Consider the following 23,608-nt stretch of genomic DNA (forward strand, 5'->3'; position numbering starts at 1 on the left):
TCACCGAGACCGCTGCGCCGGTGCCCGCGGACGGGATCGCGGTGCTCGACGTGACGGCACTCGACCTCGGATCGGAATCGGCGGAACCGCTCACCGATGCCGACCGCCGCCGGCCCCAGCGCGCCGCCGACACCGCCTACGTCATCTTCACCTCCGGATCCACCGGCCGGCCCAAGGGCGTGGCCGTGACCCACGAGGCGATCGTCACCAACCTGCGCTGGCGGCAGGAGCAGTACCGGCTCGGATCCGCCGACGTGGTGCTGCACAAGACTCCCGTCACCTTCGACGTGTCCGTGTGGGAGTTGTTCTGGCCGTTGCAGACCGGCGCACGTCTCCTCGTCGCCGCGCCCGACGGGCACCGGGACCCGCGCTACCTCGCGGATCTCATGCGCGACCGCGGGGTCACCGTCGCGCATTTCGTGCCGTCCATGCTCGCGGTGTTCGTCGCCGAGGCCGAGCTCGATTCGCTCACCTCCCTCCGGTACCTGTTCGCATCCGGGGAAGCACTGCCGGCGCGCATCGCCGTACTGGTCCGGGAACTGCTCCCAGGCGTCACGGTCCACAACCTGTACGGGCCCACCGAGGCGGCCGTCGACGTGACCCATCACGAGGTCACCGATGCCGACCTCGACTCGGTGCCGATCGGTGCGCCCATCGCCGACACCGACCTGCTGATCCTCGACAGCGCCCTGAACTGGGTTCCGGCCGGCGCGCAGGGCGAATTGTACCTGGCCGGAACACAATTGGCGCTCGGATATGTCGCCCGGCCGGACCTGACCGCGGAACGGTTCGTCGCCAATCCCTACGGGGCCCCCGGCGAACGCATGTACCGGACCGGCGACCTCGTGGTGCGTTCCCGCTCGGACGAGCTGGAATACCTCGGGCGCAGCGACTTCCAGGTCAAGATCCGCGGACTGCGCATCGAGCTGGGTGAGATCGAGGAGACCCTCACCCGGCAGGACGGCATCGCCCAGGCAGCCGTGCGCGTGCACACCGACGAGGCCCTGGGCGATCGCCTCGTCGCGTACGTGCGGCTGCACCCGGGCGCCACGTGGGACGAGCATGCGCTGGTCGCCGCGCTCTCCGCGTCGCTGCCGGACTACATGGTCCCGACCGCGTACTGCGTGCTCGACGAGTTCCCGCTCACCACCAGCGGCAAGCTCGACCGCGCGGCGCTGCCCGCGCCCGAGACCCCCGCAGAGACCGGTGACGACCGCCCGCTCGAGACGGCCACCGAGACGGCGGTGGCCGCGGTGTTCGCCGAGATGCTCGGGCGGGACCGGGTCGGCGGCGACGACGACTTCTTCGCGCTCGGCGGCAACTCGCTCGCCGCGGTCCGCGCGGTCTCGCGCATCTCGGCCCGAGTCGGCCGCCCGTTGTCCGTCCAGGACTTCTTCGACGCACCGACCGTCGTCGAGGTGGCGCGGTTGCTGGACCGCACGCCCGGCGACGACCGGACCGACGGACCGCTGGTCGCCGGACCACGGCCGTATCCGGTGCCGCTGGCGCCGTCGCAGACACGGCTGTGGGTGCTCGATCGCCTCGATCCGGGCTCGTCCCTCTACAACATCCCGCTCGTGGTCCGCCTGACCGGCGACCTCGACGTCGAAGCGCTGCAGCAGGCCGTCGGCGACCTCGTCGAGCGGCACGAGGTGCTGCGCACCGCCTACCCGGAGGTCGACGGCGAAGGCACGCAACTGGTGCTTCCGATCGGTGCCGCCCAGCGTGCCGTGCCGGTCGAGACCGTGGCCCCGGACGAGGTTCCGGCCCGGATCGACGCACTCGTGTCGGAGGGCTTCGACATCGCCGAGGCCGCCCCGGTGCGCATCCACCTGCTGCGGGTGGCGGATGACGAGCACGTTCTCGTCGTCGTCGTCCACCACATCGCCGGCGACGGATTCTCGGCGGGACCACTCACCCGCGACCTGATGCGGGCCTACGGCGCCCGCACCACGGGAGTGGCGCCCGAACGCCTCCCGCTGGCGGTGCAGTACGCGGATTACGCACTGTGGCAGCGTGATCGGCTCGGAGATGCCGGCGAGCCGGATTCGCTCATGGCGCAGCAGCTCGCCTACTGGCGCAAACAACTGGCCGGCCTGCAGGACCGGCTGGAGCTCCCCACGGATCGGCCGCGGCCGGCGGTGGCGTCCCAGTCCGGTGCCGCGGTGCCCGTGGAGATTCCGGCGGACGTCCACCGCGCGGTGGTGGACCTGGCCCGCGCGACCGGCACCACCGAGTTCATGGTCGTGCACGCGGCGCTCGCCGTGCTCCTCGCGCGGCTGTCCGGGACCGCGGACGTCGCCGTCGGAACCCCGTCCGCCGGTCGCGGTGACGCGGGCCTCGACGACCTCGTCGGCATGTTCGTCAACACGCTCGTGCTGCGCACCCCGATCGACGCGGGGGAGTCGTTCACGCAGTTGCTGAGCCGCGTGCGCGACATCGACCTGGAGGCGTTCGGCAACCAGGACGTGCCGTTCGACTGCATCGTCGACGACCTCGCACCGGCCCGGACGCAGGCCTACCACCCGTTGTTCCAGGTGATGCTCGCCTTCCAGAACCTCGACGCGACGCAGCTCGAGCTTCCGTCGCTGACCGTCACCACGGTCGAGGTCCCGACCCGGCGGGCGAAGTTCGACCTGCAGGTCACGCTCGCCGAGCGCCTCGGCGACGACCACGAGCCGGGCGGCATGTTCGGTGAGGTCGCGTATGCGACGGACCTGTTCGACGAAGGCACGGTCGCCGGGTTCGTGCGGCGCTTCGTGCGGATCCTCGCCGAAACCACCGCCGCCCCGGACCGTGCCGTCGGCGATCACCGGCTCCTGGATCGGGCCGAACTCGGCACCGTGCTGGGTCGCTGGAACTCGACGGACCGGCCGGTGCCGCCGGCCACGGTACCGCGGCTGCTCGATGCGCAGGCCGCGCGCACTCCGCATCTGCAGGCCGTCGTCGACGACGACGGGATCCTGACCTACGCGGATTTCGCCGCCCGGGTGCACCGGCTGGCCCGCCGGCTCGTCGCGGCCGGGGTCGGACCCGAGCGCACCGTCGCGGTCGTCGCACCGCGCTCGGTCGAGCTGCTGGTGGCGGTCCATGCGGTTCTGCACGCCGGCGGAGCGTACGTGCCCGTCGATCCCGATCAGCCCGCCGCGCGCACCGAACGGGTGCTCGCCGCGGCCCGGCCCGTGGCGGTGCTCGTCGGCTCCACGGTGGAGTGGAGCGATGAGGACCGGGCGGTGCCCGTGCTGCGGATCGGCGACTTCCCCGACCTGAGCGGTGCGCCGTTGCACGACTCGGAGCGGCTCGCGCCGCTGCGTCCCGACAACACCGCGTACGTGCTGTTCACCTCGGGCTCGACCGGTGAGCCGAAGGGCGTCGCCGTCCCGCATCGGGCGGTGGTCAACCAGCTGCTGTGGATCGCGGATCTGTTCCGGATCAGCGTCGCCGACACCGTCCTGTGGAAGACTCCGGCCACATTCGACGTCTCGGTGTGGGAGATGTTCGCGCCCTTGGCATCCGGAGCCAGGATGGTCGTCGCCGCGCCGGATGCGCACCGCGATGCGCGGCAGCTCGCCGACATCATCGGCCGCCGCGCGGTCACCCTCACCTCGTTCGTGCCCTCGATGCTGTCGGTGTTCGCGACGACGGTGCCCGATCCGGCGGCGCTGCGCACGCTGCGCGCGGTCGCCGTGGCCGGTGAGGCGCTGCCTGCCGCGACCGTCGGCGCGTTCCGGGCGGTGTCCCGTGCGGCCGTGCACAACCTCTACGGGCCCACCGAGTTCACGGTGCACGCGACCTCGGCGCTGGTGCCGCCGATGCCGTACCTGGCGACGCGGCCGGTGCCGATGGGCCGGCCGGTGTGGAACACCCGTGCCGTGGTGCTGGACTCGCGGATGCATCCCGTCCCGGTCGGGGTCCGGGGTGAGCTGTACCTGTCCGGCGTGCAGGAGGCCCGCGGCTATCACGGCCGGCCGGACCTGACGGCCGAACGGTTCGTCGCCGACCGGTTCGGCCCGCCCGGCGCGCGTCTGTACCGCACGGGCGACAGCGTGAAGTGGACCCCCGAGGGACAGCTCGTCTACCTGGGCCGCACCGACTCCCAGGTCAAGATCCGGGGCGTGCGCATCGAACTCGGCGAGATCGAATCGGCTCTGCTGAACCGTTCCGAGGTCGCGCGCGCGGTCGCCACCGTCCACCACGCCGACGCCGGTGATCGGCTCGTCGCGTACGTCGTGCCGGTACCGGCCGAGAACGCGAGCGAGGTGGATCCCGGCGCCCTGCGCAGCGCGCTCGTCCGGGTGCTGCCCGCCCACCTGGTGCCGGACACGATCGTCGTCGTGGACGACTTCCCGGTCACCGCGTCGGGCAAGCTCGATCGTGCGGCCCTGCCCGCCCCGGTGTTCGAGACCCGCGAATTCGTCGCGCCCGCAACGAAGATCGAGCGGATCGTCGCGGACGTGTTCGCCGCGGTCCTCGGCGCCGAGACCGTCGGGGCACAGGACGACTTCTTCGCACTCGGCGGGAACTCGCTGACCGCCACGCAGGTAGCGGCGCGACTCGCCGACGAACTGGGTGTCGAGGTGACCGTCCGGTCGCTGTTCGACACCCGCACCGTCGCCGAATTGGCTGCGCTGCTGGAGGATTCCGAGCCTGCGGCTGCCGTCGCCGGTCCGGTCGCCGGCCCGCGGCCGGAGCAGGTCCCGCTGTCCTGGTCGCAGTCGCGGATGTGGTTCCTCAACCGGTTCGACCGCGGTTCGGGGCTGCACAACATCCCGCTGGTGGTCCGCCTGTCGGGAACTCTCGACGTCGACGCGCTGGGTGAGGCGTTCGGTGACGTGGTGGCGCGGCACGAGGTGCTGCGTACGGTCTATCCCGAGGTGGACGGCACCGGCCTGCAGGTCGTGCTGCCGGTCGAGCAGGCACGCCCGCAGCTGCCGATCCTCGACGTGCCCGCGGACCGGCTCGACGAGGAGCTCACCGCCCTCGCCGGTGCCGGATTCGACGTCACCGCCGAGGTACCCGTGCGGGCTCGGCTGCTGCGCGCCGGGGACGACGAGTACGTGCTCGCGGTGGTCGTCCACCACATCGCGGCGGACGGCTTCTCGGTGGCCCCGCTGATCCGGGACCTCATGGCGGCCTATACCGCCCGCGTCGCCGGGCAGGCACCCGACCGGGAACCGCTGCCCGTGCAGTATGCGGACTTCGCGCTGTGGCAGCGGGAGATGCTCGGCGACGAATCCGATCCCGAATCGGCGCACAGCCGCAAACTGGCCTACTGGCGGGAGCGCCTGGCGGGACTGCCCGCCCAGCTCGACCTGCCCAGTGATCGGCGCAGGCCCGCAACGGGATCCGGCCGCGGCGGCAGGATCCACACGACGATCCCGGCCGCCACCCGCGCCGCGATCGACGCGACGGCCGAGCGACACGGTGCGACCCCGTTCATGGTCGTGCACGCCGCGCTGGCGCTGCTGCTGTCCCGGCTGTCCGGCTCCACCGACCTCGCCGTCGGCACCCCGTCGGCGGGCCGCGGTCACCCGGTCCTCGACGATCTCGTCGGCATGTTCGTCAACACGGTCGTGCTGCGCACCGAGATCGACCCCGCCGAGTCGTTCACCGCGTTCCTGTCCCGGGTTCGGGACATCGACCTCGGCGCACAGGCGAACTCGGAGATCCCGTTCGAGCGGCTCGTCGAGGTGCTCGAACCCGAGCGGTCGCCGGGGCGCCATCCCTTGTTCCAGGTGGCGCTGGCCTACCAGAACTTCGCCCGGCAGGAGCTCACGCTGCCGGACCTGACCGTCGCCGAATTCCCCGTCGAGACGCACCTGTCGAAGTTCGATCTGGAGTTCGCGATCGGGGAGGCCGCCGACGACACCGGCGCGCTGTCCCTTGGGATCGGCTACGCCACCGACCTGTTCGACGCGGCGACCGTCGAGGTGCTGGCCGAGCGGCTCGTGCGGATCCTCGACGCCGTCACCGGCGCCCCGGATACGGCGGTCGGCGACGTCGAGATCCTCTCGCCCGACGAGCGGGCCGGGGTGCTCGCGTCGGGCCGGCGGATCGGACTGCGGCCGCAGACGCTGCCGGAGCTGCTCGACGCGGCCGCCGCCGACCCGACCGCGGTCGCGGTGGTGAGCGGCGATACCGCGCTGACCTACGCCGACGTCGACGCCGCGGCGCGCCGGTGGGCGCGGATCCTGCGGGAACACGGCGTCGGCCGAGGCGATCTCGTGCTGGTCGCGGTGCCCCGGTCCACCGAATCGATCCTCGCGATGTGGGCGGTCGCGCGGAGCGGCGCCGGGTTCGTCCCCGTCGACGTCGATTATCCCGCGGACCGGCTCGCGCACATGGTCACCGATTCCGGTGCGCGGGTGGGCCTGACCCTGGCCGAGCACCGTCCGGTGCTGCCGGAGGGACCGCACTGGCTCGTGCTCGACGACGAGGACGAAACAAGCCCAGCTGCAACCGATTCCGATGTCGATCCGGACGAGTTCCCCCGGGTGCATCCGGACGACGTCGCCTACGTGATCTACACCTCCGGCTCGACCGGCACCCCGAAGGGCGTGACCGTCACCCACACCGGTCTCTACAACCTGTGTGTGGAGGTGCGCGAACGGTACCGGCTCGATGCACGGTCCCGGGTGCTGCACGTCGCCTCGCCGAGCTTCGACGCGTCCGTCCTCGAGCAGGTCTTCGCGCTGTCGGCCGGCGCGACCGTCGTCGTCGCGCCCGCGCACGCGTACGGCGGCGCCGCGCTCGCCGCGCTGATGCGGGACCGGGCCGTCACCCACGCGTTCCTCACCCCGTCGGTCGCCGCGACCGTCGACCCGGACGATCTCGACGATTGCCGGGTTCTCGTCACCGGTGGGGAAGCGGTGACCGGCGACGTGGTCCGGCGATGGTCGGCCGGTGGTCGCGCCGTGTTCAACGCGTACGGACCCACCGAGGCGACGATCATGACGCACACCGCCGGTCCGTTGTCGCCGGACGTTCCTGTGGCACTGGGCCATCCGGTGCGCGGAGCCGGACATCTGGTGCTCGATCCCCGGCTGCGGCCGGTGCCGGCCGGTGTTCCCGGCGAGCTGTATCTGGTCGGTGACGCGCTCGCCCGCGGTTACCACCGGCGGCCCGCGCTCACCGCGGCCCGGTTCGTCGCCGACCCCCACGGTGGGTGGGGCGAGCGGATGTACCGCACCGGGGACGTGGTGAGCCGCACCGCAACCGGCGAACTCGTCTACCACGGACGCGCCGACTTCCAGATCAAGATCCACGGGCTGCGCATCGAACTCGGAGAGATCGACGCCGCGCTCCGGGCCGACGACGCGGTCGCCGCGGCGGTGACGGTGGGACGGGACACGGCACCGCGACTCGTCTCCTACGTCGTGCCGGCCGCGGAGACCGTCCTCGACGAACAGGAACTGCTGCGCACCGTTGCCTCCCGGTTGCCCGCGCACATGGTGCCGGCGGCGATCGTGGTGCTCGACGAACTGCCGCTCACCCCGTCGGGCAAGCTGGACCGGCGGGCACTGCCGGTGCCGTCGGTGGCGGCGCGTCCGTTCCGGGCCCCGTCGACCCGGTACGAGCAGGGCGTCGCGGAGATCTACGCCCGGCTGCTCGGCGTCGAACAGGTCGGTGCGGACGACGACTTCTTCGAACTCGGCGGGCACTCGCTGCTGATCCTGTCGCTGGCCGCCGCGGTGACCGAGCGCTTCGGCGTCGAGGTCACGGTGCCGCAGTTGTTCGAGCACGCACCGGTCTACCGGCTCGCCCGGTTGATCGAGGCCGGAGCGCAGGAGGCCGCGCCCGCCGCCGAGTGGGAGGGCGATCTCGAACTCGCCGCGGACATCGTCCCGGACGGGATCCCGGCGGCACGACCGGACGGCCGCCGTGTCCTGCTGACCGGAGCCACCGGATTCCTCGGCCGCTACCTGCTGCGGGATCTGCTCTCGCACAGCGGCATGCGCGTGTGGTGCCTGGTGCGGACGGCCTCCGAGGAGGAGGGCCTCGACCGCATCGAGGCGGGGATGCGCGCGTTCGGGCTGTGGCGTGAGTACTACCGCGGCCGGATCGTGGTGGTGCCGGGCGACCTGGCGCAGCCGCGATTCGGGCTGTCCGACACCGAGTTCGACGATCTCGCCCGCGGCGTGGACGTCATCGTGCACAACGGTGCCCGCGTCAATCACATCGAGCCGTACAGCAGGATGCGGGCGGCGAACGTGTCCGGCACCGAGGAGATCCTCCGTCTCGCCGTCACCGGGACGGTCAAGCCCGTGCACTTCGTCTCCACCGGGTCGGTGCTCACCGACACCGCCGTGCCCGCGTCCGAGGACGGCACACCGCGAGTGGTGGGCGAGGACGACCGGCTTCCGAGCGAGCGGGTCATGGAGTCGGGCTATGTGCGCAGCAAGTGGGTGGCCGAGGAACTCGTCGCCGTCGCGCGGCGCCGCGGCATCCCCGTCTCGATCTACCGGCCGGGTCTGATCAGCGGCGACACCGTGTCCGGGGCGGCCGGAACCGACGACGCGTTCTGGAACGTGGTGCGCGCGATGGTGGCGCTGCGGATGGTGCCGGAGTCGGCGGTCGGCTCGGTCGCGCTCGTCCCCGTCACGTACGTCGCGTCGGCACTGGTCGCGCTCGCGCTCGATCCGTCGACCGTGGGCGGGAACTTCCACCTCGTCAACCGGCGCCGCGTCGCCGCGGAGGACATCGTGGCGCGGTTGCGGGCACACGGCTTCACGCTGCGGCCGGTCACCGACGAGGTGTTCGCGTCCACGCTGATCGCGACCTCGCAGACGCTGGCCGAGCGCGGCGACGACAGCCTCACCCGCGCGGTGCTGGTCGCCGGCGAGTTCGCGCAGGGCCTGTCCGAGGCGGAGGACTTCGACGACGAGAACGCGCGCCGCGCGCTCGCGGACTCCGGCATCGAGTGCCCGGTGGTCGACGACGAGGTGCTCGCCTGGTACGTGACCTACTTCGCGCACATCGGCTTTCTCGTGCCCCTCTCCGACGAGGTGCTGCCCGACGAGTCGGTCGAAGCGGAGGCGGTCGTCGACTAGAAGCGACCACCGGTCTGTGCACCGAGTGTGCAGACAGTTGGTACCTTGGCGACAGTCGCCGGGAAACGGGAGGTCACGTGGAACCCGAGACACTCACGATCGACTGCAAGTACGGTTCGGCCCGCGGGTACCGGGACGGATCGGTGTTCGTGTGGAAGGGACTTCCGTATGCGGCGCCGGCCGGGGGTGACCTGCGTTTCCGTGCCCCCGAACCGCCGGAACCGTGGGCCGGGGTCCGCGACTGCCGCGACTTCGGGCCGATCGCGCCGCAGGGCCGCGACAATCCGATCCCGATCACTCCCGGCCTGACGGTCGGGGAGGACTGCCTCTCGCTGAACATCTGGGCGCCCGAGCCGGACGGTGAGCCGCGCCCGGTGATGGTGTGGATCCACGGTGGCGCCTACATCCTCGGCTATTCCGGGCAGAAGATCTACGACGGCCGGCAGCTGTGCGAGTCCGGCGACGTCGTGGTCGTGACCCTCAACTACCGGCTGGGCGCACTCGGATTCCTCGACCTGTCGTCGTTCTCGACGGCGGACTCGACGTTCGAATCGAACCTGGGGCTGCGCGACCAGATCGCGGCCCTCGAATGGGTACGCGATTGCATCTCGGCGTTCGGCGGCGACCCGACGCGGGTGACGGTCTTCGGGGAATCGTCCGGCGGCTGCTCGATCACGACGCTGATGACGGTGCCGCGCGCCGAGGGGCTGTTCCACGCGGCGATCGCCCAGTCGCCGCCGGCGACGTCGGCGTACGGCCGCGAGCGCGCGGCGACCGTCGCCGAGCGGTTCCTGGAGATCCTCGACGTTCCGAGGTCTCGGGTGGCGAAGCTGCGCGATCTGCCGCACGAACAGCTCACCGCGGCCGGGGACGTGCTGGCTCACGAAGTCCCGATGAAGGTGCCGGGGACGCTGGCGTTGGCGCCGGTCGTCGACCGGGACCTGGTGCCGAAGTATCCGGTGGCGGCGTTCCAGAAGGGCCTGTCGCACCGGATCCCGCTGATCATCGGATCGAACCGGGACGAGCCGTCGATCTTCCGGTGGATGAAGTCCCCGCTGATGCCGATCGACGACACCGCGGTGCAGGCCATGTTCGCGGCTCTGGCCGCGGACGGGGCGGACCTGCCGCCCGAGCGGGTCCAGGAGATCCTCGCGGCCTATCCGGCCGAGACGAAACCGAGTGGCGCGATGGCACTTTCGCGGGACGCGGGTTTCCGGATGCCGGTGTTGTGGATCGCCGACGCGCACAGCGCCCATTCGCCGACCTGGGTGTACCGCTTCGACCACGCGACGCCGGCGCTCCGTGCGGCACGCATCGGAGCGGGACACGCCACCGAACTTCCGTATGTCTTCGGCAATTTCGGCACACTCGGCCGCGACCCGACGTTCTGGCTGGGTGGACGGAAGGCCGCGACCGAGCTGTCCGGCCGGATCCGGCGACGCTGGACGGCGTTCGCGCACCACGGCGTGCCCGCCGCACTCGACGGGTCCCGGCACTGGGCGCCGTACACGGCCGAGACCCGCATGACCCTCGTGCTCGACGGCACCGATTCCGTCGTCCCCGACCCGGACGGGCATCTGCGGGAGATGTGGGGCGACCGGGTGATGGGTTTCAGCTAGCGCCGGACGATCTCGACCATTTCGAAGTCGGCTTTGGCGGCACCGCAGTCCGGGCACGACCAGTCGTCGGGAATGTCCTCCCAGCGGGTGCCCGGCTCGATGCCCTCGTCGGGCCAGCCGGCTGCCTCGTCGTACTCGAAACCGCAGACGAGGCAACGGAACAGCCGGTAGTCGGTAGTCATGTCAGGCGCCTTTCGGTTCGAAATCGATCTTCTCGCGGACCCCGCAGTCGGGGCAGCACCAGTCGTCGGGAACCGCCGCCCACGCGGTGCCGGCCGGGAATCCTTCACGCGGTGCGCCGGCGGCCTCGTCGTACACGTAGTTGCACACCGGGCATTCGTACGCGGCCATCAGCCGGCCCGGCCGTATCGGGCGAGAATCTTCTCGCGTTTGCTCGGCTGGATGTTCACGCGGGACAGGTCGCCGTCGTAGTGGTCGAGGACCCGATGGTCCATCACCTTGCGCCACAAGGGCGGAAAGTAGGTCAGGCCGACCATGCTCGCGTAGCCGCTGGGCAGATTGGGGGCGCCGTCCATGCTGCGCAGCGTCTGGTAGCGGCGGGTCGGGTTCGCATGGTGATCGCTGTGGCGCTGCAGGTGGTACAGGAAGATGTTCGTCACGATGTGATCGGAGTTCCAGCTGTGCTCGGGCGTGCACCGCTCGTAGCGGCCGGATTCGGTGCGGCGGCGGAGCAGACCGTAGTGCTCGAGGTAGTTCACCGATTCGAGCAGCGAGAAGCCGTACACCGCCTGGATGATCAGGAACGGCAACACGATCGGCCCGAACACGACGGCCAGGACGGTGAACAGCGCCACCGACAGCAGCCACGCGGAGAGGACGTCGTTGCGGAGAGTCCACGGGCCCTTGCCGAGTCGCTCCAGCCGCGTCTTTTCGAGGTGCCACGACGACTTCAGCCCACCCCACACGCTGCGCGGCAGGAACGACCAGAACGACTCGCCGAAACGGGCGCTCGCCGGATCCTCGGGAGTCGACACCCGGACGTGGTGGCCGCGGTTGTGCTCGATGTAGAAGTGGCCGTAGAAGGTCTGCGCCAGCGCGATTCGCGACAGCCGGCGTTCGAGCTGCTCCTTCTTGTGGCCGAGTTCGTGGGCGGTGTTGATGCCGACGCCGCCCATCACGCCGATGCTGATCGCCAGCCCGATCTTCGACACGAGGCCGAGTCCGCCGTCGAGTCCGAGCCATCCGAGGTTCTCCGCCGACCACAGGTAGCACGCGAAGACGAGGCTGAGGAGCTGGAACGGGATGTAGGCGTAGGTGCAGTACCGGTAGTAGCGGTCGGCGGCGAGGCGTTCCATCACCTCGTCGGGCGGGTTCTGGCCGTCCGGGCCGAAGAAGCGGTCCAGGATCGGCAGGATCACGTAGACCAGGAGCGGGCCGATCCACCACCACACGGGAGCCACGGCGCTCCAGCCGAGTTGCCCGAACGCCCACACGAGGGCGGTCGCGACGAAGATCGCGGTGGGCGGGACCAGTCCGAGTAGCCACAGATATCGCTTGCGGTCGCGCCACTGCTGCGCAGGTGTCGGCTGCGGCCGGTCGATGTCGCGTGTCGTCACCGTCTTCTCCTCCATATGACGTGGATCACCCTGTGGTGGACGTTACGCGCGACACCATCCAGTGTCTAGACATATGGAGCGATTTGTAAATCTTCACCGATCGCGTCCACGAAAACGTCAGCCGCCCACGATTCCGACGTGGGCGGCTGACGTTCTTGTCTGCGGTTGTGTGCCTGACCGGACCGATCAGTTGCGGTACTCGGGATGCTCGGAGACGAACTTTTCGACGTAGGAGCACGAGGTCCCGATCTTCAGACCCTCGGCGCGGGTCGCGTCCAGGGCATGGCGGACGACGTCCCCGGCGACGCCCTGACCGCGGAACTCCGGCTCGGTGACCGTGTGGTCGAAGTCCCGCACGTCGCCGACCTGGGTGTACTCGGCGTACCCGGCGAGTGCGTCACCGATGTAGAGAGCGAAACGCGACTGCTCGGGAAGATGCTCGACGCGACGATTGTCGTTGTTCTGGCTCATGGATTCACCCTACCGACCGGGCATCCTTCGCGACCGCGAGGACCGCGGGGGAGGTGCGCCCCGGCCACGTGGCGGTGAGGGTGCCGCCCGGCCGGGATGGTCCGTCCTGCTCGTCGAGCACGCGCAGCACCTCGATCTCGACGTCGCCCGCCGACACCGTGGTCGTCGTCGAGTCGCTCGTGTGGGTGATCCGGCCGACGGCCGGTACCGGTGCATCGGGGGATCCGCTGCCGGCCACCTGCACCGGGGCGTCGATGGTCGCGCCGGTCGTGGCATCGACGAGTTCGGCCGCGCCGCCGCCGGTCGCAATCGTGGTGACCAGCGTGGCGACGTACACCGGGTCGGCGCACGCGTCGTACACCCAGCGGGTCCCGAGCACGGTGTGCTCCATCGTGCCGACCAGCGAGTCCTCGGCGTCGTCGAGCGGAGCGGCGCGATAGGTCAACGGGACCTGCAGGATCCGCCCGTCCCCGGCGCGCAGCAGGTGGGTTTCGACGCCGACCTCGCCGTCGGGATCGTCGAAGCGGAACCCGCCGATCCGGTCGAGTTCGGTCGCACCGGCGGCCCACGGCTGCGACGGCACCCACGCCGCGAGGATCTCGGCCTTCGTCGGCGACAACCGGGCGTTCGAATGGATGATTGCCATGGCCGAGACGATACGTGCGGTCACGCCGACGGCGGTGGTGCCACCGGCAATGGTGTCACCGGCAGTGGTGCGACAGGTGACGGTGGTGCGACCGGCGGCGGTGCCACCGGCTTCGGCAACTTCGCCGCGTCGAGGTCGGTGCGCAGCAGCATCACGTTGTAGTCCGACCACGTGCTGGCCAGGTAGTAGAGGTCCTTGCCCGACGACCACGGGTGGATGAACGCGCCGTACACGCTCGGCACGTCCCGGCTGCTCACCAGCACCTTCGGTTCGCTCCAGCCGGATTCGAGCGACGCGGAGGTCCGCGCGACGATCGAGTTCGTCGCGTCGGTGTAGAGCGCCACGAACCCGCCGAGATGGCCGTTGTAGGCGACGGACAGTTCGCTGACCGGGCCGGGGATCACGACGCCCGCGGCCTTCGGATCGGTCGGCACCCAGGCGGCGACGCCGTCCCAGTACTCGTAGGCGAGCGGGTCGAGCAGCGATTCCGGCCGCACCCGGGCCAGGTGCGCGGCACCGTTACGCCCCGACGGGGTGCCGAACCGGTAGATCCAGCCGTCGTGTTCGACGAACGCTCCCATCTGGAAGTTGGCGTTGCCGCTGAGGGATTCGTTCAGACGTGCCGTGAGGGAATGGACCGTCCAGGTCTCGCCGTTGTCCGTCGACGAGGCGAGCGCGGAAAAGTTCGTGTGCCACTCGCCGGGGGCACCCCAGCTGCGCACCGACATGAAATCGAGGTACTGGACACCGTCGACGGCGATGCCTGCGGTGGGGATCGTGGTGATTTCGACGCCGTTGACCTTGCGGCTCTCGATCAGTTCGCGGGCATGGTTCGGGCGGTCCAGGGGAGCGCTGTCGATGCTCATTCCGTCGGAGAGGTTCCGGTCGGTGCTGCGGAACAGGATGTTGCTGCGCCAATCGCCGACGAGTCCGCAGAACGGATTGCGGTTGAACCCGAACGTGTCTCCGAAAGCCGCGAGGACCTGACCCTCGCCGTTGTCCCACATGATGCCGAGATCGGTGCCGAGTACGCCGAACCGGGGCACGGTGTCGTTGTCGCCCATCAGTCCGGTCATGTGCGCGACCGCGGTCGTCGTGCCCTTCAGCTGGGGGAGGCGGCCGTCCTGCCCGTTGAGCCAGGGGATCGGGGTGACGCCGGGCTCGGAGCTGCCTGGCAGCGCGCTGCCGATGCCGGGCAGTGTGCTCCCGGTGCCGGGCAGTGCACTGCCGGTCCCGGGCGCCGAGCTGCCGGTGCCGCTGCCCGGTGGGCACGCGGCGTACGCGGGTCCCGTCCCGCCGAGCACGAGAACACAGGTCGCGGCGAGGGTCACGGGCAGGGCGAGAACCAGACGATGTCGCAGGGACGAGGGCATGGGACCTCCGGTGTCGTGCTGCACAGTCGACGCCGTGCCAACGTAACAGCAGTCACATCAGTCACACATGTCACTTCGGTAACGACACGGTCGCGGGCTTGCCCTCAAGGACGCGCTGTCGCCGGGGGATGGGTAGCGCGGACCGCGTCGACGAACCGGCGCTTCTCCGTGACGTACCGGTCCCGGAAGCCGTCCGGATCGTCGATGCCGTCGCTCGACGCCGCGGTCAGGAACGCGAACACCGATTCCGCCGCGGCGAGCACCGGATCCGGTGCCGTCAGCCGCATCTCGTTCACGATCGCGTCGAGATCGACGATGCCGCGCGCGATCGCCCGCAGACGCGGGTCCTCCGATTGCAGGGCCTCGTCGAGTTCGACGTCGGCCAGGTCGGAGCGGTCGAGCTCGAAGAGATGATTGTGCATGTTGTCGGCGACCTGGAGGAACCGCACGTGCAGGGCACGATCGGTCGCGCGCAGCACCGGCGCGGGCGCCGGCTGCCGGGACGCCTTCCGGCCCCCGCGCGCGGCGACGACCCCGAGTACCACTCCCACGACGAGAGCGACCGGTGCCGCCCACCAGGGCGCGGTACCGGCGCTGAACAGATCCGACAGCGACTCCATCGTCGGATGTTAGCAGTGGGAAGTATCCGTTCCGTCCGTTGTGTCCACAACGATCGTGTCGTCGTCGGTCAGCGCCCGGAACGCGATGTGGTTGCGCTTCAGGTGATCCACGGCCAGGCGGCTGCCGCCGTCGTCCAGCGGCGACCCACCGGCGTGTGGCACGATCGCGAAATCCACCAGGCCGAGGCCGTCCCACTGCGGGGCGATCCCGCACGTCGGCTCGACCTCGCCCGGGTCGTCGGAGAACTCGACGCCGCGCAGCGTCGGTGTCACCACACACGCGCCGGCGCTGTACCCGGCGTACGCCAGAGCCCCGGACCGGACGAGGTCGGTGAGCACGACATCGCCGCCGGACCTCGCGAGCTGTGCCCGCAACACGAACGTGTTGCCGCCGCGCACCCACACCGCCGGAAACCCGGACAGACTGGCGCGCAACGAGTCCGGGTCGCCGACATGGTCGCGCAGGTCCACCTCGGCGGGATCGAAGCCGAGTTCGCGCAGCGGACCGAACTCGCTGTGCAGCGACGACTGCCGGGCCTGTGCGGGCCAGGCGTCGGCGGCATTGGCGATCACCGCGATCGGCCCGGGCGGACCGGTCACCCGCAGCAGGGCCGCCGGGTCGGCGCCGAAACGGTACGACGAGAGGAACAGGCGCATCGGGGAACGGTCAGATGGTGAACGCCAGATTGTCGACGATGCGCCGGCCGACCGTGGTGTCCCCACCGAGGGTGATCTCGTCCAGGTGGTCGAACGCGCGGACGCGCCCACCGGCGAGCCGCGCGAACAGTCCCGAATCCAGGGTGATCGTGCTGGTGGCCTCGCCCGACAGCGCGGGAACGAGCGCGGCCCGTCCGTGGACCTCCACGTGCAGGGTGCGGGCGAGCGGGCCCGTCAGCTCGAACGTGATGCGGGATCCGTCCGGGGCCTTACCGAGCTTGCCGACGACATAGGCCAGCGATCCGACGATCTCGGCGAACGCCAGCTCGGCGCGCGGACCGCCCTCGTCGCCGGGGATCCCGAGCGCGTCCCTGATGTCGAGTTCGTGCATCCAGCAATCGAATACGCGGATGCGCATGAACCGCCCGTAGGTCGCCGGACCGGCCGGCGTCTGCGCGGGCGCGTCGAACCACTCCTGCGTCATCGTCGAGAGCTGGTCGCGGCGGCGCGCGACGATCTGCCGGTACCGCTCGAGGACGGCCTTGCCCGGGGTGCCGCGCATCGACTCCACCCACCGTTCGTTGAGCGCGCCGATCTCGTTGTGCACGTGGCCGAGCGCGTGCACGTCGATGTCCACGTGCGGGGTCTCGTCGCCCGCGAGGAGCGACTCGGTGCCGATCAGGTGCGCCACGATGTCCTTGACGGTCCATCCCGGCAGCGTGGACGGGGTGAACCAGGTGTCCGTGTCGAGGTCGGCGATCAGATCGTCGATGACCGCGAACTGCTCGAACAGCAGCGAACGGATCTTCTCGACGGGAAATTCGGGGGTTTCGGGAGTCTGGTCGGTGCTCAACGGGGATCCTCTGCTTCCAATCGGTCCAGTCCGGCGCGGATCAGGGCTGCGACCGCGTCCGGATCGTCGGGGCGGCGCCGGAGGAGTCCGGCCGCCAGGCGCAACCTGTCGCCGTTCCAGCGCGGCAACACGTGCAGGTGGGCGTGATCGACGGTCTGGAACGCGGCCCGGCCGTCGTTGAGCACCAGGTGGGTGCCGTCGGGCGTGAGGTCCGAGCGGGTCAGCGCCCGTGCCAGGCGCTGCCCGATGCGGAACATCGCCGCGCCGTCGTCCGGCGCGAGTTCCTCGAGCCGGGCCGCGTGGGCTCGGGGCACCACGAGGACGTGACCGCGCGAGATCGGCCGGATGTCGAGGAACGCGACGACCGTCTCGTCCTCGAACACCCGCCGCGCCGGTGCGGTACCGGCCACTATGTCGCAGAACACGCAGGCTCCCACGATCGTCACTGTAACGCCGCAACCAGTGCGGGCAGTCCGATCGCCGCCGTCGTGCGCCACACGTGGTTCACCCGGTCCGAGAGTTCCGTCGGCTCGGGCCCGATCTCGACGACCGGCACGCCGCGGTCGCGGGCCAGCGCAGGCAACCCGGCGGCGGGGTACACCATCCCGGAGGTGCCGACGACGAGCAGCAGGTCGGCATCGGCGACGACCTCGGTCGCCGTCTCCCACGGTGCGCGGGGCAGCAGTTCACCGAACCACACGACCCCCGGGCGGACCCGGCCCCCGCACCGGCTGCACGTCGGCGGCGTCAGCCGCGCCACCGGCTCGGCCGGCGGATCCGGAAGCTCGGCGGCGGTCTCGCAGTCGGCGCACCGCGGCGCGAACAGGCTGCCGTGCAGGTGCGCGCTGACGACGCTGCCGGCGCGTTCGTGCAGATCGTCGACGTTCTGGGTGACGATGTGGACGTCCGTGTCGCGGGCCCATGCGGCCAGCGCGAGATGCCCGGCGTTCGGTTCGACCTTCCGGACCAGCGCCACGCGCCACTGGTACCACGCCCACACCGTCTCCGCGTCGGCGTGCCACGCCTCGGGGGTCGCGAGGGCGGCGGCGTCGAACCGGGACCACAGGCCGGTCTGCGCGTCCCGGAAGGTCGGGACGCCGCTCTCGGCGGACATGCCGGCGCCGGTCAGGACGGCGACGCGGCGCGCGGCGCGGGTCAGGCCGAGAATCTCGGAGGGAACGCTCATTGCGGTGACGGTAGGGGATCTGTGTGCCCGGTGTCGCGCGGGTGACCGCAGCGTGGGCACTGCCCGACCGAGTTCTCGAGGATCTGGTCGTCGAGGAACAGTCCGCACTCCGGGCACACCCGATCGAGCCAGCACACCGGGTCCCCGCCGAGGTCGGGGTCGCGGGCCGTCACCGGGCCTCCCGCAGATGCTCGGCGAGGATCACGGCACCGCTGTGGTCGAGATCGCGGGTCGCGGTGAGCAACACCAGGGGGCGTCCGTCGGCGAGGCGATCCAGCCGGGCGACGGCTTCACGCCCGGCCTCCGTGTTCAGCTCGTGGAGGTAACGGGTGCGGAATTCGGAGAACAACGCGGCGTCGTGCGAGTACCACTTGCGCAGCTCTGCAGAGGGTGCGAGGTCCTTCGCCCAGTCGTCGTAATGGAACGCGTCCTTGCGGAGTCCCCGCGGCCACAGACGGTCCACCAGGACACGGAACGCATCCTCGTCTGCGGGGTGGTCGTAGACGCGCTCGACATCGACTGTGCGACGTCCCATCGGCTCCTCCTCGGGCTTTGCACTCACCAGCGGTACGCTCGTACTGTGAGGTGAGCTGCATCACAATTCTTACACTGCATCCTTGTTCGGACTCGATTCAGACAAAAGCAAGCAGTTGCAGTGTCGTCGCCACCACGGTAGGTCTGCTTTTAGCTCATCGGGCCGGCGTGTACTGCCGTGGCCTCGATGTACGCAGCCCGCCGCCCTCGCGGTGAGGCCCTCATTCGAAGCAGGAGTCAGGGGAATTGGATACCGAAGGATTGAGCACGGGAAGTGAGGCACAGCGTCGTCCGACCGTCGGCGTCGTTCGCGAAACGAACGACGGTGAGCGTCGCGTCGCGCTGGTCCCGAAGATTGTTCCGTCTCTGATCGGCAAGGGTCTCGACGTCGTCGTCGAGGCCGGTGCCGGCGAGGCGGCACTGATTCCCGACGAGTTGTACGCCGAGGCCGGTGCCACGATCGGTGACGCCTGGGCCGCGGACGTCGTGGTGAAGGTGGCGCCGCCGTCGGACGCGGAGGTCGCGCGGCTGCGGTCGGGGCAGACCCTGATCGGGTTCCTGGCGCCGCGCAACGCGGAGAACCAGATCGGCGCGCTCGCTGCGGCCGGGGTGCAGGCGTTCGCCGTCGAGGCGATCCCGCGCATCTCGCGTGCCCAGGTGATGGACGCACTGTCGTCGCAGGCGAACGTGTCCGGCTACAAGGCGGTGCTGGTCGCCGCGTCGGAGTCGACGCGCTACTTCCCGATGCTCACCACCGCCGCGGGCACCGTCAAGCCTGCGACCGTGCTGGTGCTCGGCGTCGGTGTCGCCGGTCTGCAGGCGCTGGCCACCGCCAAGCGTCTCGGCGGTCGCACCACCGGATACGACGTGCGCCCGGAGGTCGCCGATCAGGTGCGTTCGGTCGGTGCGCAGTGGCTGGATCTGGGGATCGACGCGGCCGGTGAGGGCGGCTACGCCCGCGAACTCACCGACGCCGAGCGTGCCCAGCAGCAGCAGGCTCTCGAGGAGGCCATCAAGGGCTTCGACGTGGTCATCACGACCGCGCTCGTCCCGGGCCGCCCGGCGCCGCGTCTGGTCACCGCTGCCGCGGTGCACGGCATGAAGCCCGGCTCGGTCGTGGTCGACCTGGCGGGCGAGACCGGCGGCAACTGCGAGCTGACCGAGCCCGGACAGACCGTCGTCAAGCACGGCGTGACGATCTGCTCGCCGCTGAACCTGCCCGCGACGATGCCCGAGCACGCCTCCGAGCTCTACTCGAAGAACGTCGCCGCCCTGCTCGAGCTGATGCTCGACGAGAACGGCGCGCTGGCACCGGACTTCTCCGACGAGATCCTCGACGGCGCGTGCGTGACCCGCTCGAAGGAGAACGCGTAGATGTACACCGAACTGCTTGCGAACATCGCCATCCTGGTACTTGCCGGATTTGTCGGGTTCGCTGTTATTTCCAAGGTCCCGAACACGCTGCACACGCCGCTGATGTCGGGCACCAACGCCATCCACGGCATCGTCGTGCTCGGCGCCCTCGTGGTGCTCGGGCACCTGCCCGGGGACGCCCCGTGGAGCATCAAGATCATCCTGTTCGTCGCGCTGGTGTTCGGCACCCTGAACGTGGTCGGCGGCTTCGTCGTCACCGACCGCATGCTCGCGATGTTCAAGCCCAAGAAGGACGTTGTGAAGGCGTCGGCGGAGTCGAAGGGAGCTGACGCCCGATGAGTTACCTGGTGACCATCCTGTACATCATCGCGTTCGCGATGTTCATCTACGGCCTGTCCGGTCTGACGGGCCCGAAGACCGCGGTGCGAGGCAACTACATCGCCGCGGCCGGTATGGCGATCGCCGTGATCGCGGTGCTCATCGACATCCGCGAGACGGAGAACTGGGGTCTGATCGTCGGCGGCCTGGCCGTGGGCGTGATCCTCGGTGTCCCGCCGGCACTGAAGACCAAGATGACCGCGATGCCGCAGCTGGTCGCGCTGTTCAACGGCGTGGGCGGTGGCACCGTCGCGCTGATCGCGTGGGCCGAGTTCCTCGACTCGAACGGCTTCACGACCGTCGACGCCGTGCCGTCGGTGCCGTTCATCGTCGGCTCGCTGTTCGCCGCGATCATCGGCTCGGTCTCGTTCTGGGGTTCGCTGGTGGCGTTCTCCAAGCTGCAGGAACTGCTGAACAAGAACTTCGAGAAGAAGGTCGTCGCGTCGGCGAAGCTGTTCCAGCTCGCGAACATCGTCCTGGCGGTCGCCGCGGTCGCGATCGCGATCTACATCGGTGTGCAGGCGAACCCGGCCAACGAGCCGACCCCGGCGATCTGGATCGTCGCGCTGCTCGTCGTGGCCGGCCTGATGGGCCTGTTCGTGGTGCTGCCGATCGGCGGTGCCGACATGCCCGTCGTCATCTCGCTGCTCAACGCCCTGACCGGTCTGTCCGCGGCCGCCGCGGGTCTGGCGCTGAACAACCAGGCGATGATCGTCGCCGGCATGATCGTCGGCGCGTCCGGTTCGATCCTGACCAACCTCATGGCCAAGGCCATGAACCGCTCGATCCCGGCGATCGTGTTCGGTTCCTTCGGTGGCGACGGCGGGTCCGGCGGCGTGGTCTCCGCGTCCGGTGGCACGGTCAAGGCGACCTCCGCGGCGGATGCGGCGATCCAGATGGCCTACGCCAACCAGGTCATCGTGGTGCCCGGCTACGGTCTGGCCGTGGCGCAGGCGCAGCACGCCGTCAAGGAGATGGCCGAGCTGCTCGAGCAACGTGGCGTCGAGGTCAAGTACGCCATCCACCCGGTCGCCGGTCGCATGCCGGGCCACATGAACGTGCTGCTCGCCGAGGCCGACGTCGCGTACGACGCGATGAAGGAGATGGACGACATCAACGGTGAGTTCTCGCGCACCGACGTCACCATCGTCATCGGCGCCAACGACGTCACCAACCCGGCCGCGCGTCTGGATTCGTCGAGCCCGATCTACGGCATGCCGATCCTGAACGTCGACCAGTCCAAGTCGGTCATCGTGCTCAAGCGGTCCATGTCCTCCGGCTACGCCGGCATCGACAACCCGCTGTTCACCGCCGACCAGACGTCGATGCTCTTCGGCGACGCGAAGAAGATGGTCGGCGAGGTCACCGAGGAACTCAAGGTCCTCTGACCCGCAACCGCTTTCGGGGGCGCCCGCGCACATCTGCTGCGCGGGCGCCCTCGCGTACGTTCGGGGCCAGTGCCGACGCCGCCAGCACACACGCCAGCGGCACCGCCATCGCCGCCGTCAGCGACGTCGCCTCCGACAACCAGCCGATGCACGCCGGGCCTGCCAGGAAACCGAGGTAGCCCATCCCGACGACCCGCGACATGTTCGCGCCCGGCGCACCGGTCGTCATGTTCCCCGCGGCCGTGAACACCTGCGGAACCGCCCCGGAGAGACCGGCGCCGAACAACCCCCACCCCGCCAGGGTCAGCGGCAGCCACGGCGAAGAGATCACCGCGCCCATGCCGACGGCGGCGACCAGCATGCCGTACCGCACCAGCGCCACCGGCCCGATCCGCGCAGTGACCCGGTCCGCGGTGAAACGGCCGATCGTCATCGTCGCCGAGAACACCCCGAATGCGAGTGCCGCCACCGAATCCGGGCTGCCCAGATGTTCCTTGACCTGCAGGGCACTCCAGTCGTTGGCGACTCCCTCGCACAGCATCAGCATGAATGCGAGCCCGCCGAGCAGCAGTACCCGCCGCGAGTACCCGCCGCGCGGAGCCGCCTCGACGTGGTGGGGATGCGGCGGCACCCGCACCAACTGCCCGAACGCGACCGCGACCACCACCAGCCCCACCGCACCCGTGACGGCCAGCGACATCGCGGGAGCCCACCCGGCGGCGAGCGTCGCCGCCCCGACCAGTGCTCCGGCCACACCGCCGACGGAGAACAGCCCGTGGAACGCCGCCATGATCGGCCGGCGGTAACGCTGTTCGACGACGACCGCCTGCGAATTCATCGACACGTCCAGGGCGCCGTTCGCGAACCCGAACAGCACCAGTGCGACGGCGAGCTGCCAGCCCTGCGACGCAAGACCCGGGCCGACCACCGTGACGGCCAGGGCACTCGCGGCGATCGTGGTGGTGCGGTCGCTGCCGAACCGGTCGGCGAGCCGCCCCGTCGCCTGCATGCCGCCGATCGCACCGACCGCGAGCATCAGCAACAGGGTGCCCAGCGCCGCATTGCCGATGCCCGCGCGCTGCTGCACCGCGGGAATGTGCACCACCCACATCGCGAGCAGGAACCCGTTGAGTCCGAAGACGGCGAAGACGGCGGCTCGCGCACGCCGATAGGCGGGATCGGTCACGGAATCCGACGCTACCGGCGCCGCGACGGGTTCCTCACCCGCGCAGGTCAGCGTGCGAGCAGCGCGGGTACCGGGTCGCCGAGGAATCCGCCGATCGCCGCGAGCGCCCGCCCCGCCTGCTCGCCGTCGACGAGCCGATGATCGAACGACAACGACAGCGTGACCACCCGGCGCACCGCGAGCGCGTCGTCGACCACCCACGGTCGCGGCGCGATCGCCCCGACGGCAAGGATCGCCGCCTCACCCGGCACGAGGATCGGGCTGCCGCCGTCCACACCGAACACCCCGACGTTCGTGATCGAGATCGTGCCGCCCGTCAGGTCGGTGGGTGTCGCGCGCCCGGCGCGCGCGGTCGCGGTGACGGTGGCGATCGCGCCGGCCAGGTCCGGCAGCGACAACGCGTCCGCGCTCCGGATCACCGGGACCATCAGCCCCTCGTCGGTGGCGGTCGCGATGCCCAGGTTCACGTATGTGCGCGTCGCGATCTCACCGGCGTCCTGATCCCACGTCGCGTTGAGGATCGGCTGGTCCGCGACCGCGCGCAGCAACGCAGCCGCCACGATCGTCAGGGCGGTCGGATGCCGGTCCGCGAACGACGGATGCGTGCGCAGCCGCTCGACCAGCTCGACGGTCGCGGTGACGTCGCACGTGAGGAACACCGTCGCGTGCGGCGCGGTGAAAGCACTGCGGGTCACG

Annotated in this window: 20 protein-coding genes; 5 read left to right on the forward strand and 15 right to left on the reverse strand. The window is 70.3% G+C overall.

The window, feature by feature from the left end; all coding sequences use genetic code 11:
* Nucleotides 1-20 precede the first annotated feature (20 nt).
* On the forward strand, nt 21-9,050 hold the full coding sequence (locus ACN675_RS20120; protein WP_420752530.1) for an amino acid adenylation domain-containing protein: 9,030 nt from the start codon (nt 21-23) through the stop codon (nt 9,048-9,050).
* A gap of 77 nt (nt 9,051-9,127) precedes the next feature.
* Entirely contained in the window at nt 9,128-10,669 is a 1,542-nt protein-coding gene (locus tag ACN675_RS20125) for a carboxylesterase/lipase family protein (RefSeq protein WP_420752531.1), read from the forward strand.
* Here the strand turns inward: ACN675_RS20125 and ACN675_RS20130 are convergent.
* The 13 genes from ACN675_RS20130 to ACN675_RS20190 all read right to left on the reverse strand — a co-directional run bounded on the left by ACN675_RS20130 (nt 10,666) and on the right by ACN675_RS20190 (nt 18,587).
* Nucleotides 10,666-10,851, reverse strand: a complete 186-nt coding sequence (locus ACN675_RS20130) for a rubredoxin (RefSeq protein ID WP_420752532.1) — start codon at nt 10,849-10,851, stop codon at nt 10,666-10,668. The two genes, ACN675_RS20125 and ACN675_RS20130, sit on opposite strands and share 4 nt — an antisense overlap.
* A gap of 1 nt (nt 10,852) precedes the next feature.
* Complete coding sequence (locus tag ACN675_RS20135; protein ID WP_420752533.1) at nt 10,853-11,020, reverse strand: rubredoxin; 168 nt, start codon at nt 11,018-11,020, stop codon at nt 10,853-10,855.
* A complete protein-coding gene (locus tag ACN675_RS20140) occupies nt 11,020-12,246 on the reverse strand; it encodes an alkane 1-monooxygenase (RefSeq protein ID WP_420752534.1) in 1,227 nt (408 codons plus the stop codon). Before ACN675_RS20140 ends, ACN675_RS20135 begins: the two co-directional genes overlap by 1 nt.
* Nucleotides 12,247-12,432: 186 nt before the next feature.
* Nucleotides 12,433-12,717: a GNAT family N-acetyltransferase gene (locus ACN675_RS20145; RefSeq protein WP_420752535.1), complete on the reverse strand. Its 285-nt coding sequence runs from the start codon at nt 12,715-12,717 to the stop codon at nt 12,433-12,435.
* Nucleotides 12,718-12,721: 4 nt separating this feature from the next.
* A complete protein-coding gene (locus ACN675_RS20150) occupies nt 12,722-13,363 on the reverse strand; it encodes a CG0192-related protein (RefSeq protein WP_420752536.1) in 642 nt (213 codons plus the stop codon).
* Between the two features lie 20 nt (nt 13,364-13,383).
* On the reverse strand, nt 13,384-14,736 hold the full coding sequence (locus ACN675_RS20155) for a DUF4185 domain-containing protein (protein WP_420752537.1): 1,353 nt from the start codon (nt 14,734-14,736) through the stop codon (nt 13,384-13,386).
* 104 nt (nt 14,737-14,840) lie between these two features.
* On the reverse strand, nt 14,841-15,356 hold the full coding sequence (locus ACN675_RS20160; protein ID WP_420752538.1) for a hypothetical protein: 516 nt from the start codon (nt 15,354-15,356) through the stop codon (nt 14,841-14,843).
* Nucleotides 15,357-15,365: 9 nt separating this feature from the next.
* Nucleotides 15,366-16,013, reverse strand: coding sequence for a Type 1 glutamine amidotransferase-like domain-containing protein (locus ACN675_RS20165; protein ID WP_420752539.1), 648 nt, complete (start codon nt 16,011-16,013; stop codon nt 15,366-15,368).
* A gap of 10 nt (nt 16,014-16,023) precedes the next feature.
* Nucleotides 16,024-16,866, reverse strand: coding sequence for a maleylpyruvate isomerase family mycothiol-dependent enzyme (locus ACN675_RS20170; protein WP_420752540.1), 843 nt, complete (start codon nt 16,864-16,866; stop codon nt 16,024-16,026).
* Entirely contained in the window at nt 16,863-17,303 is a 441-nt protein-coding gene (locus ACN675_RS20175; protein WP_420752541.1) for an HIT family protein, read from the reverse strand. Before ACN675_RS20175 ends, ACN675_RS20170 begins: the two co-directional genes overlap by 4 nt.
* A gap of 5 nt (nt 17,304-17,308) precedes the next feature.
* Nucleotides 17,309-18,052 carry an SIR2 family NAD-dependent protein deacylase gene (locus ACN675_RS20180; RefSeq protein WP_420752542.1) on the reverse strand — a complete coding sequence of 248 codons (744 nt, stop codon included), beginning with the start codon at nt 18,050-18,052 and terminating at the stop codon, nt 17,309-17,311.
* Nucleotides 18,049-18,225 carry a hypothetical protein gene (locus tag ACN675_RS20185; protein ID WP_420752543.1) on the reverse strand — a complete coding sequence of 59 codons (177 nt, stop codon included), beginning with the start codon at nt 18,223-18,225 and terminating at the stop codon, nt 18,049-18,051. The genes ACN675_RS20180 and ACN675_RS20185 overlap by 4 nt, the downstream gene beginning before the upstream one ends.
* Nucleotides 18,222-18,587, reverse strand: coding sequence for a DUF488 domain-containing protein (locus ACN675_RS20190; RefSeq protein WP_420752544.1), 366 nt, complete (start codon nt 18,585-18,587; stop codon nt 18,222-18,224). The genes ACN675_RS20185 and ACN675_RS20190 overlap by 4 nt, the downstream gene beginning before the upstream one ends.
* A gap of 245 nt (nt 18,588-18,832) precedes the next feature.
* On the opposite strand from ACN675_RS20190, the gene ACN675_RS20195 reads away from it, so the two are divergent.
* From ACN675_RS20195 to ACN675_RS20205, 3 genes are read left to right on the forward strand one after another with little or no spacing between them, the layout of a single operon-like run.
* On the forward strand, nt 18,833-19,960 hold the full coding sequence (locus ACN675_RS20195; protein WP_420752545.1) for a Re/Si-specific NAD(P)(+) transhydrogenase subunit alpha: 1,128 nt from the start codon (nt 18,833-18,835) through the stop codon (nt 19,958-19,960).
* Nucleotides 19,961-20,299, forward strand: coding sequence for an NAD(P) transhydrogenase subunit alpha (locus tag ACN675_RS20200; RefSeq protein ID WP_197250204.1), 339 nt, complete (start codon nt 19,961-19,963; stop codon nt 20,297-20,299).
* Nucleotides 20,296-21,726 carry an NAD(P)(+) transhydrogenase (Re/Si-specific) subunit beta gene (locus ACN675_RS20205; RefSeq protein WP_420752546.1) on the forward strand — a complete coding sequence of 477 codons (1,431 nt, stop codon included), beginning with the start codon at nt 20,296-20,298 and terminating at the stop codon, nt 21,724-21,726. The genes ACN675_RS20200 and ACN675_RS20205 overlap by 4 nt, the downstream gene beginning before the upstream one ends.
* Here the strand turns inward: ACN675_RS20205 and ACN675_RS20210 are convergent.
* Together ACN675_RS20210 and ACN675_RS20215 are read right to left on the reverse strand one after the other, a co-directional pair.
* The gene (locus ACN675_RS20210; RefSeq protein WP_420752547.1) at nt 21,713-22,912 is read right to left on the reverse strand and encodes an MFS transporter; all 1,200 of its coding nucleotides are present in this window, start codon (nt 22,910-22,912) and stop codon (nt 21,713-21,715) included. The two genes, ACN675_RS20205 and ACN675_RS20210, sit on opposite strands and share 14 nt — an antisense overlap.
* A 47-nt stretch (nt 22,913-22,959) precedes the next feature.
* Nucleotides 22,960-23,608 (reverse strand): 2-oxo acid dehydrogenase subunit E2 (locus tag ACN675_RS20215; protein ID WP_420752548.1); only part of this gene is annotated, 649 nt, incomplete at its 5' end.

Source organism: Rhodococcus sp. O3 (assembly GCF_048897285.1).
Lineage (GTDB): Bacteria > Actinomycetota > Actinomycetes > Mycobacteriales > Mycobacteriaceae > Rhodococcus.